At 70.9% G+C, this 17,466-nt stretch carries 18 protein-coding genes; 9 read left to right on the top strand and 9 right to left on the bottom strand.

Annotation, left to right across the window (positions count from 1 at the left end):
* Nucleotides 1–58: 58 nt before the first annotated feature.
* The gene (locus tag ACZ561_RS27700) at nt 59–1,762 is read right to left on the bottom strand and encodes a streptophobe family protein (protein WP_470999849.1); all 1,704 of its coding nucleotides are present in this window, start codon (nt 1,760–1,762) and stop codon (nt 59–61) included.
* 256 nt (nt 1,763–2,018) lie between these two features.
* On the opposite strand from ACZ561_RS27700, the gene ACZ561_RS27695 reads away from it, so the two are divergent.
* Nucleotides 2,019–4,583 (top strand): ABC transporter ATP-binding protein/permease, encoded by a 2,565-nt coding sequence (locus ACZ561_RS27695; protein ID WP_470999847.1) that lies wholly within the window; start codon nt 2,019–2,021, stop codon nt 4,581–4,583.
* A 92-nt stretch (nt 4,584–4,675) separates the two neighbouring features.
* On the opposite strand, the gene ACZ561_RS27690 is transcribed toward ACZ561_RS27695, so the two are convergent.
* The 3 genes from ACZ561_RS27690 to ACZ561_RS27680 form a co-directional block, all read right to left on the bottom strand.
* The gene (locus ACZ561_RS27690; RefSeq protein ID WP_470999845.1) at nt 4,676–5,413 is read right to left on the bottom strand and encodes a transglycosylase SLT domain-containing protein; all 738 of its coding nucleotides are present in this window, start codon (nt 5,411–5,413) and stop codon (nt 4,676–4,678) included.
* 275 nt (nt 5,414–5,688) lie between these two features.
* Nucleotides 5,689–6,783 (bottom strand): S-adenosylmethionine:tRNA ribosyltransferase-isomerase, encoded by a 1,095-nt coding sequence (locus ACZ561_RS27685; RefSeq protein WP_471000376.1) that lies wholly within the window; start codon nt 6,781–6,783, stop codon nt 5,689–5,691.
* Nucleotides 6,784–6,785: 2 nt separating this feature from the next.
* Nucleotides 6,786–7,484 (bottom strand): SDR family NAD(P)-dependent oxidoreductase, encoded by a 699-nt coding sequence (locus ACZ561_RS27680; protein WP_471000373.1) that lies wholly within the window; start codon nt 7,482–7,484, stop codon nt 6,786–6,788.
* 171 nt (nt 7,485–7,655) lie between these two features.
* Here ACZ561_RS27680 and ACZ561_RS27675 point away from each other — a divergent pair, with 171 nt between their 5' ends.
* The 3 genes from ACZ561_RS27675 (at nt 7,656) to ACZ561_RS27665 (ending at nt 9,885) form a co-directional block, all read left to right on the top strand.
* Nucleotides 7,656–8,801 (top strand): GAF domain-containing sensor histidine kinase, encoded by a 1,146-nt coding sequence (locus tag ACZ561_RS27675; protein WP_470999843.1) that lies wholly within the window; start codon nt 7,656–7,658, stop codon nt 8,799–8,801.
* 43 nt (nt 8,802–8,844) lie between these two features.
* A complete protein-coding gene (locus ACZ561_RS27670; protein WP_471000370.1) occupies nt 8,845–9,492 on the top strand; it encodes a response regulator in 648 nt (215 codons plus the stop codon).
* Nucleotides 9,493–9,639: 147 nt separating this feature from the next.
* The gene (locus ACZ561_RS27665) at nt 9,640–9,885 is read left to right on the top strand and encodes a chaplin (RefSeq protein ID WP_329122186.1); all 246 of its coding nucleotides are present in this window, start codon (nt 9,640–9,642) and stop codon (nt 9,883–9,885) included.
* A 195-nt stretch (nt 9,886–10,080) separates the two neighbouring features.
* Here the strand turns inward: ACZ561_RS27665 and ACZ561_RS27660 are convergent, their stop codons facing one another.
* Entirely contained in the window at nt 10,081–10,866 is a 786-nt protein-coding gene (locus ACZ561_RS27660) for a hypothetical protein (RefSeq protein WP_470999841.1), read from the bottom strand.
* A 151-nt stretch (nt 10,867–11,017) separates the two neighbouring features.
* On the opposite strand from ACZ561_RS27660, the gene ACZ561_RS27655 reads away from it, so the two are divergent.
* From ACZ561_RS27655 to ACZ561_RS27640, 4 genes are all read left to right on the top strand, one after another.
* Nucleotides 11,018–11,815, top strand: a complete 798-nt coding sequence (locus tag ACZ561_RS27655; RefSeq protein ID WP_329122190.1) for an ABC transporter ATP-binding protein — start codon at nt 11,018–11,020, stop codon at nt 11,813–11,815.
* Nucleotides 11,816–11,876: 61 nt separating this feature from the next.
* Nucleotides 11,877–12,305: an NfeD family protein gene (locus ACZ561_RS27650; RefSeq protein ID WP_376443658.1), complete on the top strand. Its 429-nt coding sequence runs from the start codon at nt 11,877–11,879 to the stop codon at nt 12,303–12,305.
* A 93-nt stretch (nt 12,306–12,398) separates the two neighbouring features.
* Nucleotides 12,399–13,358: an SPFH domain-containing protein gene (locus ACZ561_RS27645; protein WP_470999838.1), complete on the top strand. Its 960-nt coding sequence runs from the start codon at nt 12,399–12,401 to the stop codon at nt 13,356–13,358.
* 90 nt (nt 13,359–13,448) lie between these two features.
* Nucleotides 13,449–14,222 (top strand): sulfite exporter TauE/SafE family protein, encoded by a 774-nt coding sequence (locus tag ACZ561_RS27640; RefSeq protein ID WP_470999836.1) that lies wholly within the window; start codon nt 13,449–13,451, stop codon nt 14,220–14,222.
* A 75-nt stretch (nt 14,223–14,297) separates the two neighbouring features.
* Here the strand turns inward: ACZ561_RS27640 and ACZ561_RS27635 are convergent, their stop codons facing one another.
* From ACZ561_RS27635 to ACZ561_RS27625, 3 genes are all read right to left on the bottom strand, one after another.
* Nucleotides 14,298–14,804 (bottom strand): HNH endonuclease, encoded by a 507-nt coding sequence (locus tag ACZ561_RS27635; protein ID WP_329122199.1) that lies wholly within the window; start codon nt 14,802–14,804, stop codon nt 14,298–14,300.
* Between the two features lie 164 nt (nt 14,805–14,968).
* The gene (locus ACZ561_RS27630; protein ID WP_470999834.1) at nt 14,969–15,505 is read right to left on the bottom strand and encodes a YbhB/YbcL family Raf kinase inhibitor-like protein; all 537 of its coding nucleotides are present in this window, start codon (nt 15,503–15,505) and stop codon (nt 14,969–14,971) included.
* A gap of 42 nt (nt 15,506–15,547) precedes the next feature.
* Nucleotides 15,548–16,330 carry a sporulation protein gene (locus ACZ561_RS27625; RefSeq protein ID WP_376443645.1) on the bottom strand — a complete coding sequence of 261 codons (783 nt, stop codon included), beginning with the start codon at nt 16,328–16,330 and terminating at the stop codon, nt 15,548–15,550.
* 103 nt (nt 16,331–16,433) lie between these two features.
* Here ACZ561_RS27625 and ACZ561_RS27620 point away from each other — a divergent pair, with 103 nt between their 5' ends.
* Nucleotides 16,434–17,075: a DNA-3-methyladenine glycosylase gene (locus ACZ561_RS27620; RefSeq protein ID WP_376443642.1), complete on the top strand. Its 642-nt coding sequence runs from the start codon at nt 16,434–16,436 to the stop codon at nt 17,073–17,075.
* Nucleotides 17,076–17,230: 155 nt separating this feature from the next.
* Here the strand turns inward: ACZ561_RS27620 and ACZ561_RS27615 are convergent.
* Nucleotides 17,231–17,466 (bottom strand): hypothetical protein (locus tag ACZ561_RS27615; protein ID WP_467862707.1); only part of this gene is annotated, 236 nt, incomplete at its 5' end.

Below are 17,466 nucleotides of genomic sequence, written 5' to 3'. Positions count from 1 at the left end.
ACCCGGCTGGTCGCACCCTTGTCACCGTAGCCCTCCGAGGGGCAGCGGGCGCGACCGGTCACGACGACCCGTGCCCCGGCCCACCGGGCGCCGGACCGGACGGCCCCGCCGGACCGGACGGGCCGGGCCGGCCTGGACCGGGCGGCCCCGCCGGACCGGACGCGCCGGGCCGGCCTGGACTGGGCGGCCCAGGCCTTGCCGGACCGGGTGGACCGGACAGCGGGGGCGGTGGAGGCGGCGGTGGAGGGGCCCAGAGGCCGGGACCCGCCTGCGTCGGAGCGCTGTGCAGCCCGCCGTCGCCCTGCTCGCTCCCGTACGGACGCGTCCCCACGCCCTGCGGCCGGTACGGCGTCGAGGGGCGGTACGGCCCCGGCATACGGGCCGGGCCCCCGTACGTACCCGCCCGGCCGCCCGCCACCCCCGCCGCGCACGCGAGCAGCGCCCCCAGGCCCCCCGCTCCCGCTCCCCACACCGCCCCCAGCAACAGCGCGGCCCCCACATCCCCGTGCAGCTCGATCCCCGCGTCGAAGGCGTCGACCCCGAGCACCGCGAGCGACGCGTCCACCGACACCCCGCTCAGCACCACCAGCAACGGCAGCGCGAGCGCGGTCGCCGCACCGAGCCGCACCGCGCACCGCCGGGCGAAGCCGGCCGCCCCCAGCCCCGCCCGGGGCGTACGGGCGGCGGCCAGCACCCCCGCGGCGAGCATCGCCACGATCGCGGCGACCGCGAGCAGCCAGACCCCCTCGTCGAGCTCCGCGAGCCGGTCCACCGTCACCGGCCGCTCCGTGGAACCCCGTACGAGCGCGTCCAGCGGATCAGGCAGCACCTCCGCCAACGACCCGCGCGCGGCGCCCCGCCAGGGCACGAAGAGCCCGAGCGGCACCCCGAGCCCCACCCCGTTCGGCGCGCCCAGCAGAGCAGCCCCGGCCACCCGGCGCGGATGCTCGTCGCCGAGCGCCGCGTACCCCGCCGCCGCGTAACCGGCGGCCACCGCCACCAGGACCACCGTCACCAGCGCCGACACCGCCGGCCGCGCCACCCGCCGCACCGCGTCCCCGACCCGCCCCGGCGGCAGCGGCGCCCGCCGCGAGGCGAGCAGCGCGATCAGCACCACCCCGACGACCCAGAACAGCGCCCCCGCCGACGACTCGACGGCGTTCACCGAGAACCCCACCGACGCCTCCGCCTCCACCAGATCGCCGATCCGGTCCGGCAGCAGCCCACCGATGTCCCCGATGCCTCCGATGCCATCGACGTCGATGTCCCCGATCCCGCCCGCCCCCGGAACCCCGTCGACGCCCCACGCGCCCCCGTCGATGGTCACCACGTCGTTCCCGGCCCACGCCAGACCGGCCACGACCGCCAGGAACAACGTCACCAGAACCAGGACCCGGGCGGCGAGTTCCGTCCCCGAGACGTACGGCCCGGCGCGGCGCAGCGAGCGCAGGAAGAAGTACGCGAGGAACAGCGCCCCCGTCAGGGAGACCCCCAATGGCGTGAAGTCGACGGCGGTCTCCATCGCCGCACCCTCCAGGCCGAACGCCGACACATCGCCCGACGGCGTCACCGACCCGCCCACGCCGAGCACGACCACGGCGGCCGTCATCGGCCCCAGCCCACCGGTCGCGTCCGCGCCCAGCAGATGGAGTCCGAGCGCCGCGGCACCCGCCATGCCCACCAGTGCCCAGCTCACCGCGGCGATCGAGGCCAGAATCACATCGATCGCGACCGCCCGCTCGCCATCGCCGCCCGCATCCATCAGAACCCCCCGGTTTGTGGCGAGTTGCCCCACTCGTACATGATCCGTATGCACTCATGGGTGCTTACCACTCTCCGGGGTGGTTTCTCCTTGAGTCAACGGCCCGTACGGGGGGCACTCGGGGGCGGTCGAAGCACGCCTCTGCGGGGTCTTCACACCGCCCGACTTTCGGAGTACCGGCAGGGCCTGAAATAGTTCCCCCCGATGTTCGCCATCCCTAGACTCCCTGCGACGGGGGTACATCGGGGGACAAGTAGTGGGGCATGGAGTGCCAGAACTCGTACTGGAATTGAACGGAAGGACCTGGACTCTCGATCCGTCCAGGTCGTACACCCTGGGACGTGATCCGCAGGGCGACCTGGTGATCGACGACGCCAGGGTCTCGTGGCGTCACGCCACCATCAGCTGGGGCGGCCGGAGTTGGGTCATCGAGGACCACGGCTCGACCAACGGCACGTTCGTGCAGGGGCAGCGGATCCACCAGATGGAGATCGGCCCCGGCTCCGCGGTACACCTCGGCAACGCGACCGACGGCCCGCGGCTGAACCTCGCCGGCGGCGCCCCGGCGCAGCAACAGGCAGCGGCCCAGGCGCCGCACGCGGCGCAGGCGGCCCATGGCGCGCCGAACGCACAGCAGTCCGCCGCGCAGGCCGACTGGGCCACGCATCAGGCCCCGCCGCCGCAGCAGAGCTGGCAGCAGCAGGGACAGGCACAGCAGTTCCCGCACCAGCAGGGCGGCCCCGCCGAGCAGTTGGCGCAGAAGGTGCCCGGCCAGGGAGGCGGCGCCGCGGGGGCGCCGCCGGTCTACGGCGACCGCAGCCCCACCACGTTCCACCAGCTGGCCCTCGGTCACGTCATGCGCATCGGTCGTGCGCTCGAGAACGAACTGGTCGTCTCCGACCTCCAGGTCTCGCGCCACCACGCCGAGTTCCACGCGACGCCCGACGGCCGCTTCGAGATCCGTGACCTCGGCTCGCACAACGGCACGTACGTCAACGGTCAGCCGATCGCCAAGGGCGGCTCCGTCCTCATCGGCCCCAACGACATCGTCGGTGTCGGTCACTCGACCTTCCGGATGGTCGGCGGTCAGCTCGAGGAGTTCGTCGACACCGGTGAGGTCTCCTTCTCGGCCCGCCACCTGACGGTCACCGTCGACGGCGGCAAGCAGATCCTCAAGGACGTCTCCTTCGGCGTCCCCGAGAAGTCGCTGATCGGTGTCATCGGCCCGTCCGGCTCCGGCAAGTCCACCCTGCTCAAGGCGCTCACCGGATACCGCCCGGCCAACGAGGGCGATGTCCTCTACGACAACCGGAGCCTCTACAAGCAGTTCGCCGAGCTGCGCCAGCGCATCGGTCTGGTCCCGCAGGACGACATCCTGCACAAGGAGCTGACCGTCCAGAAGGCGCTCCGCTACGCGGCCAAGCTCCGCTTCCCCGGCGACACCGCGGAGAGCGAGCGCGAGGCCCGCATCGACGAGGTGCTGCGCGAGCTCAAACTCGACATCCACAAGGAGAAGAAGGTCACCTCCCTCTCCGGTGGCCAGCGCAAGCGTGTCTCCGTCGCCCTGGAGCTCCTCACCAAGCCCTCGCTGATCTTCCTGGACGAGCCGACCTCAGGCCTCGACCCGGGCATGGACCGCGACGTCATGCAGCTGCTCCGCGGCCTCGCCGACGACGGCCGCACGGTCCTCGTCGTCACGCACTCGGTGGCCGAGCTGGGCCTGTGCGACAAGCTCCTCGTCATGGCTCCCGGCGGCTCCGTGGCCTACTTCGGTCCGCCGGAGGAGGCGCTGAACTTCTTCGGCTACAGCACCTGGGCCGATGTCTTCTCCGCCTTCGAGAACTACCGCGACTACGACTGGGCGGGCCGCTGGAAGGGCTCGCAGCACTACCAGATGTACGCCGCGGACATCGACGCCGTCGCCGCGCAGCCGGTCCAGATGCCGCAGCAGGCCATGGCCAGGCAGCCCAAGCCGCAGGGCTGGGGCTCGCAGCTGTGGACGCTGATCCGCCGCTACTCCTCGGTCATCGCCTCGGACAAGGGCTTCATGGGCCTGATGGTGATCCTGCCGGCCGTCCTCGGCCTGGTCTCGGTCGTCATCCCGGCCGACTTCGGCCTCGCCCCGCCCACGCCGCCGTCGCGCTTCAACGGCGACGCCGGCACGATCATGCTGATCCTCGCGGTCGGCATGTGCTTCTCGGGCGCCGCCAACTCCGTACGAGAGCTGATCAAGGAGCGGGTCATCTACGAACGGGAGCGGGCCACCGGCCTGTCCCGCTCGGCGTACCTGATGTCCAAGGTCATCGTCCTCGGCGTGATCACCGCCATCCAGGGCGTGATCATCTGCGGTATCGGCTTCGCCACCCGTGAGCTGCCGGCCGAGGGTCTGGTGCTTCCGCCGGCCGTCGAACTCTGCGTCACGATCATCGCGCTCGGCTTCACCTCGATGATGTTCGGCCTGGTCATCTCCTCGCTGGTGAAGACCGCCGAGAAGACGATGCCGCTGCTCGTGATGTTCGCGATCGTCCAGGTCGTGTTCACCGGCATCCTCTTCCAGGTGTACGGATCGCCCGGCCTGGAGCAGTTCGCCTGGCTCATGCCCTCGCGCTGGGCCATCGCCGCCGCGGGCTCGACCCTCGACCTGGCGCACCTCATGCCGCCGTGGGACCACAAGGACCCGACCAACCTGGACCCGCTGTGGGACCACACCGTCGGCCAGTGGGGCTTCAACCTCACGATCCTGCTGCTCATCGGCATCGCCTGTGGCTTCGCGGTGGCGCGTCTGCTGCGCCGCCACGAGCCCGAGGTCATGCGCAAGTAGCACCGGCCCGCGCCCACGCCGAAGGGCGGCACCCCTGCACGGGGTGCCGCCCTTCGGCGTGGCAGCAGCTTCGAGCGGCGTGTGGGCAGCTCTTAGTAGGCGCTGTTGACGTTGTCGATCGAGCCGTAGCGGTCGGCGGCGTAGTTGGCCGCGGCGACGATGTTGGCGACCGGGTCGTACTGGTCGAACTTGGTGCCCGGGACGTGGTACGCCTTGAAGGTCGGGTAGATGACCTGCAGCAGGCCCTTCGACGGGACACCGTTGATGGCGTTGATGTCCCAGTTGTTGATGGCCCGCGGGTTACCGCTGGACTCACGCATGATGTTCTTGTGCAGGCCGTTGTACGAGCCCGGAATGTTGTGCTTGTCCATGATGAACAGCGCCTCGCGGATCCAGCCGTCGAGGTTGTTCGCGAAGACGGGCGTACGGGCGGCGGCACGGCTCGCGGCCGCCTTCGCCGCGGCGCGCTTCTTCGCCTCGGCCTCGGCCTTGGCCTTGGCAGCGGCCTTCGCCTTGGCGTCGGCCTTGGCCTTCGCGTCAGCCTTCGCCTTCGCGGCGGCTGCGGCGGCCTTGGCCTCGGCCTCCTGCTTGGCCTTCAGGCCGATGCTCGCGGTCTGGTCGGCGAGGCTGGCCTGCAGGGCCTTGGCCTGCGCGCTGTCAGCGTTGTAGGCCAGGGCGACCTGCTGCGTGTTCGCCAGGGCCTGCGGCTCGACCTCGGTGGCGGCGTTGGCCGGCACGAGGGAGAAGCCGAGGGCTGCGGCGCCGAGAACGGCGACACCGGCGATCGAGGCCTTGTGGGTCTTGTTCAGACGACGGGTGTTCGCAGACATGCAGGACTACCTCTTCGAATAGCAGGGGGTCGCTCAGGCCGGGGCGGCGCTTCGCCCTCTCGGCGGCGACGGCTGCAATTCTTAGCGGCAGCAAAATCCTGTGGCAAAGGTGTGACGTACGATCCCGGGTAGTGGATCAGGGGCCGGTGCACGACCCATGGAAACGCGCCCGGGACCCGCTCAGACAGTGGTTATCTGTCCCTTTTGGGTCCACTAGGGCGGTTCGTAAGTGACCTGCGTCCTATGTGCGGGCTCACATCGGCCATGTAACGAACTCACCAGGCGTTGCTTCGCACTTGCGCATGGTGAGGGCTCTCCTTCGGGAGGATGAGGTGGACGTCGCCGAACTCGTGCCAGAGGTAGAGCTCCTGTACCGCCTCGGTATAGGCGCGGCGCAGAGCGGGCCGCCCGGCGATCGCCTCCAGCATCAGCAGATGCGAGGCCTCGGGCTCGTGCAGCCCGGTCAGCAGCCCGTCCACCACCCGCACCCCACGCGCCGGCGTCACCACCAGGTCCGTCCACCCCGCCGCGGACCGTACGAGTCCGCTCCCGTCGGCGGCCGACTCCAGGGCCCGCACGGCCGTCGTCCCCACGGCGATCACTCGGCCCCCGCCCGCCTTCGCCGCGTTCACCAGCCACGCCGTCGACGCCGGGACCTCGAAGCGCTCCGGGTACGGCGGCTCATGGGCCTCAGCCGACGCCACCCCCGTATGCAGGGTGAGGGGAGCGAACTGCACCCCCCGGCGCACCAGCTCCGCCACGAGAGCGGCCGTGAACGGCCGGCCCGCGCTCGGCATCTCCGCCGACCCCGAACCGTCGGGGGAGGGGAGCGCGAAGACCGTCTGATACGCGGCCAGCGGCTGGTCCCGCTCCGTGTACCCGTAACGGATCGGCCGCCCGTACCGCGCGAGCAGCGCCGGTACGGAGGTGTCCGCCCGCGCCCACCACAGCCGGGCGGGCCCCGCCACCAGCGGCTCCTCGAGCACGAGACGCGCCCCGCCGGGCAGCCGGACCACCGCGCCCGCGGGACCACCCGCCCGCGGCCGGGTGCTGCCCCGCCCGTCGGGCTCCCGTACCTCCACCGCCCACCGGCCGTCGTCGCCACGCGTCGAGAAGTGCACGACCACCGCCTCCCCACCGCTCTCCCCGCCCAGCCGCCCGGTCACGGCGGCGGCGAGGGTCGCACTCGTATTGACGACGAGCACGTCACCGGCCCGCAGCAGCGCCGGCAGCTCCCGGAACGCGTGGTGCGACACCTCCGTCCCGCGCGACACCATCAGCCGCACGTCCTCCCGTCCCCGCCCCGGCCCGCGCTGCTCCGCCGGCACACGCGCGGACAGCTCCTCGGGCACCGTGACGGCCGCAGACACCCTCACAGGACCGCCTCCACCAGGTCGGCAGCCGCGTACCTGCCGCTCGCCGGCCTGCGGTCGAGCAGCGTGAGGAACCCCGGCACCGCCGCCCCCGGCTCCGGCCGCGGACCGTCGTCCTCAGGGACGGCCGCCGCGTACAGGTCCGTGTTCATGTCCCCGGGATCCACCGCCCACACCCGCAGTCCCGGCTCCTCGACCGCCAGCACCGCCATCAGCTGGTCCAACGCCGCCTTCGACGCCCCGTAACCGCCCCAGGTCTCGTACGCCTCCGCAGCCGCGTCCGAGCTCACCGCGACCACCGCCCCCACGGCGCTCTCCCTCAGCAGCGGAAGCGCCTCCTGCACGAGTCCCAGGGCGGCCACCACGTTCGTCTCCAGCGCCGCCCGCAGACCGTCCAGGGTCAGGGCGTCCAGCCGCACCAGAGGCTCGGCCCCCAGCGCGCTCGCGTTGCTCACCAGCAGATCGAGCCCGCCGAGCTCCCGCGCCGCGGCCACCAGCTCCCGGCGGTGCGCCGCGTCCGTCACATCCCCGGGCAGCGCCACCACCCGCGCCCCACGCGCGCGTGCCGCCTCCGCGCTCTCCTCGAGAACCTTCGCCGTCCGGGCGTCGAGCACCAGATCCCAGCCCCGCCCGGCCAGCGCGCCCGCCAACGCCCGGCCAAGACCCTTCGACGCACCCGTGATGGTCGCGACTGGCATGACATCCATCCCCTCTCCTGCCGATGGATCCAGCCTCCGACCGCGCACCCTGCCGCCGCCTCGTCCGCGGGCCCCGACCGCACAAGGCACTTCGACCTAGGCCCACGGTCCCGGCCGACGGCCGTCCCCAGGCGGATACACACGGTCACGACGCACCGGTACGGTGAATTCATGAGTCATCGACCGAGCTCCGGCCTGGCCGCCGTGAGCACCGCACTCCTGGCGATGAGCCGCCATCTGGAGGTGCGCGACGTCCTCAAGACGATCGTGGCCTCCGCCCGCGAGCTCCTCGACGCCGAGTACGCGGCACTGGGCGTCCCGGACGACCACGGCGGCTTCGCCCAGTTCGTCGTCGACGGCGTCAGCGACGAGCAGTGGCGGGCCATCGGGCCGCTGCCGCGCCAGCACGGCATCCTCGCGGCCATGCTCCACAAGGCCGAGCCCGAGCGGCTCGCGGACGTACGCAAGGACCCCCGCTTCGAGGGCTGGCCCTCCGCCCACCCGGAGATGTCCGACTTCCTCGGCCTGCCCATCCAGGACGGCGAGGAGACCATCGGCGCCCTCTTCCTCGCCAACAAGCGATGCCCCAAGCCGGAGGGCGGCTGCGGCTTCACCGAGGAGGACGAGGAGCTGCTCTCGATCCTCGCGCAGCACGCCGCCATCGCCCTGACCAACGCCCGGCTCTACGAGCGCAGCCGCGAGCTCACCATCGCCGAGGAGCGCTCGCGCCTCGCCCACGAGCTGCACGACGCCGTCAGCCAGAAGCTCTTCTCGCTGCGGCTCACCGCCCAGGCCGCGGCCGCCCTGGTCGACCGCGACCCGGCCCGCGCCAAGGGCGAGCTCCAGCAGGTCGCCGCGCTCGCCGCCGAGGCCGCGGACGAGCTGCGCGCCGCCGTCGTGGAGCTGCGGCCCGCCGCGCTCGACGAGGACGGGCTCGTCCACACCCTCCGCACCCAGATCCAGGTCCTGGACCGGGCCCACAGCGCCCATGTCACCTTCGACAGCTCTGGGGTGCGCGCGCTGCCCGCCGCACAGGAGGAGGCCATGCTGCGGGTCGCCCAGGAGGCCCTGCACAACGCCCTGCGCCACGCGGAGCCGGAGCTGGTCGCCGTCTCCCTCGTCCGCGCCGGCCAGGGGGCGCTGCTCACCGTCTCCGACGACGGCAGGGGCTTCGACCCCCGCACGGTCCGCAGGGCGGGCCGGCACCTCGGTCTCGTCTCCATGCGGGACCGGGCCGGTGGGGTCGGCGGCAGACTCACCGTGACATCGGGGCCCGGCCGAGGCACCACGATCGAGATGGAGGTCCCCGGTGGGTGACAGCAAGAGGGGCAGCGCGGAGCGCTCCGTCGGAAGGGCGGTCGTGGGAGACGGGAGGGCCATTCGCGTTCTGCTGGTCGACGACCACCAGGTGGTCCGGCGCGGCCTGCGGACCTTCCTGGAGGTCCAGAACGACATAGAGGTCGTCGGCGAGGCGGCCGACGGAGCCGAGGGCATCGCGCGAGCCGAGGAGCTGCGGCCCGACGTCGTCCTCATGGACGTCAAGATGCCCGGCATGGACGGCATCGAGGCGCTGCGGAAGCTGCGCGAGCTGGCCAACCCGGCGAGGGTGCTGATCGTCACCAGCTTCACCGAGCAGCGCACGGTCGTTCCCGCGCTGCGGGCGGGTGCCTCGGGGTACGTCTACAAGGACGTGGACCCGGACGCGCTGGCCGGCGCCATCCGCTCCGTACACGCGGGACATGTGCTGCTCCAGCCGGAGGTGGCCGGGGCGCTGCTCTCCCAGGAGGACGGCCACGGCGGCACCGGTCGCGGCTCCACGCTCACCGAGCGCGAGCGCGAGGTCCTCGGCCTGATCGCGGACGGCCGGTCCAACCGTGAGATCGCCCGGGCGCTCGTCCTCTCGGAGAAGACGGTCAAGACGCACGTGTCGAACATCCTGATGAAGCTCGATCTTGCGGACCGGACGCAGGCGGCGCTCTGGGCGGTGCGGCACGGCCTGACCCCGTGAAACGCGTGAGGCGGAAGGGGCACCTCCGTTCCCTTCTTCATACTGTGGGGTGCATGTCCCCCGTTCGGCGCAACCCGACGGGGCTGCGGGCGTTCTCCATGGCGTGCTGCGGCGGCCGGCCGCAGCGAATACCAGGAGGATCCTGAAGTGAAGAACCTGAAGAAGGCCGCTGCCCTCACCATGATCGCCGGTGGCATCGTCGCCGCGGGTGCGGGTGTCGCCTCCGCCCACGGTGGGGCGGACGCGCACGGCGAGGCCCTCAACTCGCCGGGCGTCGCGTCCGGCAACCTGGTGCAGGTCCCGGTGCACGTCCCGGTGAACGTCTCCGGCAACACGGTCAACGTGATCGGCCTGCTCAACCCGGCCTTCGCGAACGGCGCCGTCAACCACTGACGCCCCCGCGACCAGCCCGGCCCCCGGACGATCCCCCGGGGGCCGGGCTTCTCCCTTTTCCCGACGTGTCCTCGCACCCGTCGACGCAGGGGCGCCTCCCCGGCCCCGCCCACTGCGGCGCACTCCGCCCGCGGTCGTGGCCGAGCCGCGTGACCGAGCCCTCAGAGCTCCCGCTTCCTCAGAGCTCCCGCTACCTCAGAGCTCCCGTTCCCGCTCCTCCACATACGCGTTGTACGCCGCCACCTGCGCCCGCCGAGCCACCCGCTCCACCGGCCGCAGCGCCGCCCCCCGCGCCGCCATCTCCGATGCGCTGACCGCGCCGCCGTGGCCGTGGTCGTACGCCAGGTCGATCAGCAGGCCCACCCGCTGGGCCAGCTCCAACACCCGTACCGCACGCGCCGGATACCCCGGGGCCAGCACCTCGCGCCCCGCCTCCGCCCGCGCCCGGTAGGCCTCGCGGGCCGCGTCCGCCACCGGGCCCGACCCCGCGACGTCCAGCTTCGTCAGCACCGCCGTCGCCTCGCGCAGGGCCTCCGCCAGCTCCCGCTCCGCCTCGCCGAGCGACGGTACGTCCGCGGGCGGCGCCTCCCGCACGGCCAGGCACCGCCACACCACCTCCACATGCAGATCACCCGGCGGACCCGCCTCCGTGACCTCCGGCACAAGACCGTACGGAGCGCCGAAACCGACCACCGCCTCCTCCGCCTCCAGCGCCCGCGCGTTGAAGTCCGGCGGCCCGCTCAGCCCCAGCGGATGCCCCGGCGCCGGCAGCGCCACCCGCCACCCGGACACCCCGAGCCGCCGCAGCCGACCGAGCGCCAAGGTCAGACCGACCGGCCCCGCCTCGCCCGGCAGACCCTCCACGCGGTGCACCGCGTCATTCCCGACAATGGCCAGCGCCGCGTCGTCCGGCGATACCGATCCGGCCAACAGGGCATTGCCCCAAGCGGCCAGACGTCCTGAGCGTGGTTCCGAAAGCATGCCCCCAGACTAGGGACTCCCCGCCCCGCGGCAGGGAAGTACCGGACCTAACGACCGGCCCGCTCCGACAGTGGCGTAGGTTTTCCCTGGACGCCGCGCCCACAGGCGCACGCGACGACTCGACTCGACCGCAAGGGGAGACAACGCGCTCATGAGCGATGTACTGGAGCTGGTGGACGTATCCGTGGTCCGCGACGGACGGGCTCTGGTGGACGATGTCTCCTGGTCGGTCAAGGAGGGCGAGCGGTGGGTCATCCTCGGCCCCAACGGCGCCGGCAAGACCACCCTCCTCAACATCGCCTCCAGCTACCTCTTCCCCTCCGCCGGCACCGCCCGCGTCCTCGGCGAGCAGCTCGGCGGCGTCGGCACCGACGTCTTCGACCTCCGCCCCCGCATCGGCATGGCCGGCATCGCGATGGCGGAGAAGCTCCCCAAGAAGCAGACCGTCCTGCAGACCGTCCTCACCGCCGCGTACGGCATGACCGCCACCTGGCACGAGGACTACGACGCCGTCGACGAGCAGCGCGCCCGCGCCTTCCTCGACCGCCTCGGCATGACCGAGTACCTGGACCGCAAGTTCGGCACCCTCTCCGAGGGCGAGCGCAAGCGCACCCTGATCGCCCGCGCGATGATGACCGACCCCGAGCTCCTCCTCCTCGACGAGCCCGCCGCCGGACTCGACCTCGGCGGCCGTGAGGACCTCGTCCGCCGCCTCGGCCGCCTCGCCCGCGACCCGTACGCCCCCTCCATGATCATGGTCACCCACCATGTCGAGGAGATCGCCCCGGGCTTCACCCACGTCCTGATGATCCGTCAGGGCAAGGTACTTGCGGCCGGCCCGATGGAGACCGAGCTGACCTCCCGCAACCTCTCCCTCTGCTTCGGCCTGCCGCTCGTCGTCGAGCACGTCGGCGACCGCTACACCGCCCAGGGCCTCCCGCTGAAGTAGCCGAATCCGGCCGGGTATCGCACCCTGTCCCGGACCCACCCCACCGCCCTACCATGACCACGTGGACATCGACGCATGGGTCTGGTGGCTGATCGGCGCGGTAGGACTCGGTATTCCGCTCGTCCTGACCGCGATGCCCGAATTCGGCATGTTCGCCGTCGGTGCGATCGCCGGAGCCGTGACCGCAGGTCTCGGTTTCGGCATCGTCGCGCAGGTGGTCGTCTTCGTCGTCGTCTCCGTCGCGCTCCTCGCGGTGGTACGACCCATCGCCGCCCGCCATCGCAACGGCCCGCCCCAGCACGCCAGCGGCATCGACGCGCTGAAAGGCCGTCAAGCCGTCGTCCTGGAACGGGTCGACGGCAACGGCGGCCGCATCAAGCTCGCCGGTGAGATCTGGTCCGCCCGCGCGCTCGACTCCGGCCTCGCCTTCGAGCCCGGAGAGCAGGTCGACGTCGTCGACATCGACGGGGCGACCGCCGTGGTCATGTGACCGAACCCCCCACGCGACAGCGCGCCGTCTGGGAAACTCGATCATCACAACCAACCCGGCAGTCGACCGGCAGCGAAGGGCACAGGGAACGCGATGTCAGCAGTCATCATCGTCCTGATCATTCTGGTGGTGCTTGTCTTCATCGCCCTGATCAAGACGATCCAGGTCATCCCGCAGGCGAGCGCCGCGATCGTCGAGCGCTTCGGCCGCTACACCCGCACCCTCAACGCCGGCCTGAACATCGTCGTCCCGTTCATCGACTCGATCCGCAACCGGATCGACCTCCGCGAACAGGTTGTCCCGTTCCCGCCGCAGCCCGTGATCACCCAGGACAACCTGGTCGTCAACATCGACACCGTCATCTACTACCAGGTGACCGACGCCCGCGCCGCGACCTACGAGGTCGCCAGCTACATCCAGGCCATCGAGCAGCTCACCGTCACCACCCTGCGCAACATCATCGGTGGCATGGACCTGGAGCGGACCCTCACCTCCCGCGAGGAGATCAACGCGGCCCTGCGCGGCGTCCTCGACGAGGCCACCGGCAAGTGGGGCATCCGCGTCAACCGTGTCGAGCTCAAGGCGATCGAGCCGCCGACCTCCATCCAGGACTCGATGGAGAAGCAGATGCGCGCCGACCGCGACAAGCGCGCCGCCATCCTCACCGCAGAGGGCATCCGCCAGTCGCAGATCCTCACCGCCGAGGGCGAGAAGCAGTCCGCGATCCTCCGCGCCGAGGGTGAGGCCAAGGCCGCCGCCCTGCGAGCCGAAGGTGAGGCCCAGGCCGTCCGTACGGTCTTCGAGGCCATCCACGCCGGAGACCCGGACCAGAAGCTCCTCTCGTACCAGTACCTCCAGATGCTCCCGAAGATCGCCGAGGGCGACGCCAACAAGCTCTGGATCGTGCCCAGCGAGATCGGCGACGCGCTCAAGGGCCTCTCCGGCGCCTTCGGCAACCTCGGCGGCGGAGCGCCCGGCTTCAACACCGGCACAGTGCCCGGCAGTCGCACCGGCGCCGAGACCGAACGCCGCGAAGCACCCCCGGTCGACTGACACGTACACGTAGTCAGGCATGATCGGTGCGAGCCCCTCGACCCCGACGGACGTCAGGGCGGGGAGGCGAGCCACTGATCCTTTAAGGAGATGGCGTTGTCCATCTGGGAAATACTGGCCGTGTTCGCGGCCGGCGTCGGAGCCGGCACCATCAACACCATCGTCGGATCGGGAACGCTGATCACGTTCCCCGTCCTCCTCCTCACCGGACTGCCCCCGGTCACGGCCACCGTCTCCAACGCCCTCGGTCTCATCCCCGGCTCCGTCAGCGGAGCCATCGGCTACCGCGAGGAACTCAAGGGCCAGCGTCGGCGCGTCCTCCGCCTCGGCTCCGTCGCCGCGATCGGCGGACTCTGCGGAGCCGTCCTCCTGCTGATGCTCCCGGCCAGGGCGTTCGAGACGATCGTCCCCGTCCTCGTCGCCCTCGCACTGGTCCTGGTCGTCCTTCAGCCCCGGCTCTCCAAGGCCGTACAGGCCCGCCGTGAACGCAACGGCCACCACGGTGACCCCGACGGCGGCCCGCTCCTGCTGACCGGACTGCTCCTCGCCAGCGTCTACGGCGGCTACTTCACCGCCGCCCAGGGGATCATCTACCTCGCCCTCATGGGGATGCTCCTCGCCGACACCCTCCAGCGCCTCAACGCCGTCAAGAACGTCCTCGCCGCGATCGTCAACGGCATCGCCGCGCTCTTCTTCCTCTTCGTCGCCGACTTCGACTGGACCGCCGTCGTGCTCATCGCCGTCGGCTCGGCCATCGGCGGCCAGATCGGTGCCAAGGTCGGCCGACGCCTCCCCCCGCCCGTCCTGCGCGGCGTCATCGTCGTCGTCGGCATCGCCGCCATCGTTCAGCTGCTGCTCCGCTGAACGACGAGGGCCCGCTCCCCGGGAAGGGAAGCGGGCCCTCGTCGTACGCTCCCGCACACATCGAAAGGCACCGGATCACGCCGCCGAATTGGCCAGCCACTGCGGCAGCTCGGACCTCTCACCGGCCCGCATCGCCAGCAGCATCGCGTCCGCCGGCGTCGGCACGAACGGCTCGTGCAGCAGCGGCATCCCCGCCTGCTCAGGAGTTCGGTCCGCTTTGCGGTGATTGTCCTCGGCGCAGGACGCCACCGTGTTCAGCCAGCTGTCCCCACCACCCTGCGCCCGCGGCACCACATGGTCCACGGTCGTCGCGCGCCTCCCGCAGTACGCGCACCGGTGCTGGTCCCGGACCAGCACCCCCCGCCTCGACCACGGGGCCTGTCTTCGGAACGGCACCCGTACGTAGCGGCAGAGCCTGATCACCCGAGGCACCGGAATGTCGACGGCGGCGGCACGCATACGAAGATCGGGATGCTCCTGCTCCACGACGGCCTTGTCCTGCAGGACAAGCACCACCGCACGGTTGAGTGTGACCGTCGACAGCGGCTCGAAGCTCGCGTTGAGAACCAGCGTGTCCCGCATTGTGCCCACCTCCCGTGTGCCGGCCCAGCCCCGTTGGCAGGGCTCCGGGCTGGGATCAACTCTGGCCGGGCGCGCCGGGTTGGACAACGCAATATCGTGCGCAACGAAAGATGCCCGCTTCTGATCTCTCCAAGACCAGAAGCGGGCAAACAACAAACGAACGCTCAGCTGTGGGTGGGACCCGTGTACTCGGCGAGCAGCTGGGCACGGGCCAGCGTGTGGAACCGCAGGTTGAAGCCCACGGCAGCCGGGGACGCGTCCGCGTCCGGACCGAGCTTCTCCTTGTCCACCGCGTACACGGTGAAGACGTACCGGTGGTTCTCACCGTCCGGGGGAGCGGCCCCGCCGAAGTCCTTCTTGCCGTAGTCGTTCCGGGCATGCACGGCACCGGCGGGCAGACCCTCGAACCAACCCGAGCCCGCACCCGCCGGCAGCTCGGTGACCGACACCGGGATGTCGAACAGCACCCAGTGCCAGAAACCGCTGCCCGTCGGCGCGTCCGGATCGAAGCATGTGACGGCGAAGCTCTTCGTCTCCGCCGGGAAGCCCTCCCAGCTCAGCTGCGGCGAGGTGTTGCCCTCCGCGTACACCTGAGCGTCCTTCAGCACCCCGCCCGGCACGATGTCGTCGCTCACCACGGTGAACGCCGACACCGGCGGATGGAAGTCGTGAGGGAGCGGCGCCCTCTTCCCCTCGGCCACGTCTGAACCTCCGTATCGCTGACCTGCAGTACGGGGCCGAGCCTAGAGCCAGTTGCGCTTGCCACCGACGTCGGCGAGCCACTGGTTGAGGTAAGCAGCCCAGTCGGTCGTGTGGAAGTCCTGCAGCCCCACCTTGAAGGCGCGGAACGAGTCGCTGCCCTCGCTGAACAGCCCCGGCTTCTTGTCCATCTCCAGGACGACGTCCATCTCACGGTCGTCCGCGACGAAGCTGACCTCGACCTGGTTCAGACCGCGGTACTGCTGCGGCGGGAAGAACTCGATCTCCTGGTAGAACGGCAGCTTCTGCCGGGTCCCGCGGATGTGCCCGCGCTCCATGTCCGCGCTCTTGAATCGGAAGCCCAGCTGGAGGAAGGCGTCCAGGATCGCCTGCTGCGCCGGCAGCGGGTGGACGTTGATCGGGTCCAGGTCGCCGGAGTCCACCGCACGGGCGATCTCCAGCTCGGTGGTCACACCGATGTTCATCCCACGCAGCTGCTGACCCGCGATCGTCGTGACCGGCGTCTCCCAGGGAATCTCAAGACCGAACGGCACCACGTGCACCGCACCGGCCTGCACCGTGAAGGCGCCGCCGAGCCGGACCTTGACGAACTCGACGTCCTGCTTGGTCTCCTGGTCCGCGCCCTCGACCTCGACCCGGGCCTGCAGTCCTACGGACAGCCCCTCGATCTGCTGGTCGACCGAGCCGCCCTGAATCCGCACCTCACCCTGCACGACGCCACCCGGGACGACGTTCTCCTCGGTGAGCACCGTCTCGACGGACGCGCCGCCGGCACCCAGGCTCGCGAGCAGCTTCTTGAACCCCATGAACACTCCCTCTTGTCCTGCTTGGCCTTGACCTCTACATACGCGCGACGACCGTAGCCGGTTCCCCACCGCTTCCCCAGGGGCCCCAGTACGCTCGGACGCCATGAGCGAGAGCCCCGACCGTACGCCGCTCCCGCGGACCTTCTTCGACCGCCCCGTCCTGGAGGTCGCCCCCGATCTGCTCGGCCGCACCCTCGTACGGAACGCGAACGCGGGCCGGATCGAGCTCCGCCTCACCGAGGTGGAGGCGTACGCCGGCGCGATCGACCCCGGCTCCCACGCCTTTCGCGGCCGCACCGCCCGCAACGCCGTCATGTTCGGCCCGCCCGGGCACGCGTACGTCTACTTCACCTACGGAATGTGGCACTGCCTCAATCTGGTGTGCGGTCCGGAGGGCCACGCGAGCGGAGTCCTGCTGCGCGCGGGGGAGATCCTCGTGGGAGCGGAACAGGCACGGACCCGTCGACTCTCGGCCCGCTACGACAGGGAACTGGCCAAAGGCCCGGCCCGCCTGGCCACGGCCCTCGACGTGGCCCTCGCCCTGAACGGCACCGACACCTGCGCCGGCCCGGACTCCCCACTGTCCCTCCTTACAGGCACCCCACCCCCGGCCGACCAGGTACGCAGCGGCCCGCGCACGGGAGTGGGCGGCGACGGAGCACCGCACCCCTGGCGCTTCTGGATCGACGCCGACCCGACGGTGAGCCCGTACCGCGCCCATGTGCCCCGCAAGAGGACCTCTTGACCCGACTTGACTCGGGTGCTGCGGACGCCTAACGTAGGCGAGCCGCTTGAAACGGGACATGCTTGCTCAAGCACCCCGGAGCGGCCATCCACTACCTACGACGAACCCCAACGGGGCGGATTTCGGCATGCCGAAATTTGGTCCGAATGGCTCGATTATGAGTCGCCGGGGAATTCAGCTAAAGTAGTGACCACGCCGAAAGGCAAGGCCGCCAACAGGCCACCGGAAACAAAATCCGAACCGGAAACGGAACGGAAAAGGATCTGGTAAGGTTGGAAACACGAAAGACCGAAGGGAAAGCCCGGAGGAAAGCCCGAGAGGGTGAGTACAAAGGAAGCGTCCGTTCCTTGAGAACTCAACAGCGTGCCAAAAATCAACGCCAGATTAGTTG

It is taken from the genome of Streptomyces sp. NPDC039609 (assembly GCF_055596705.1).
This window is presented reverse-complemented; position numbering and strand designations above follow the sequence as displayed.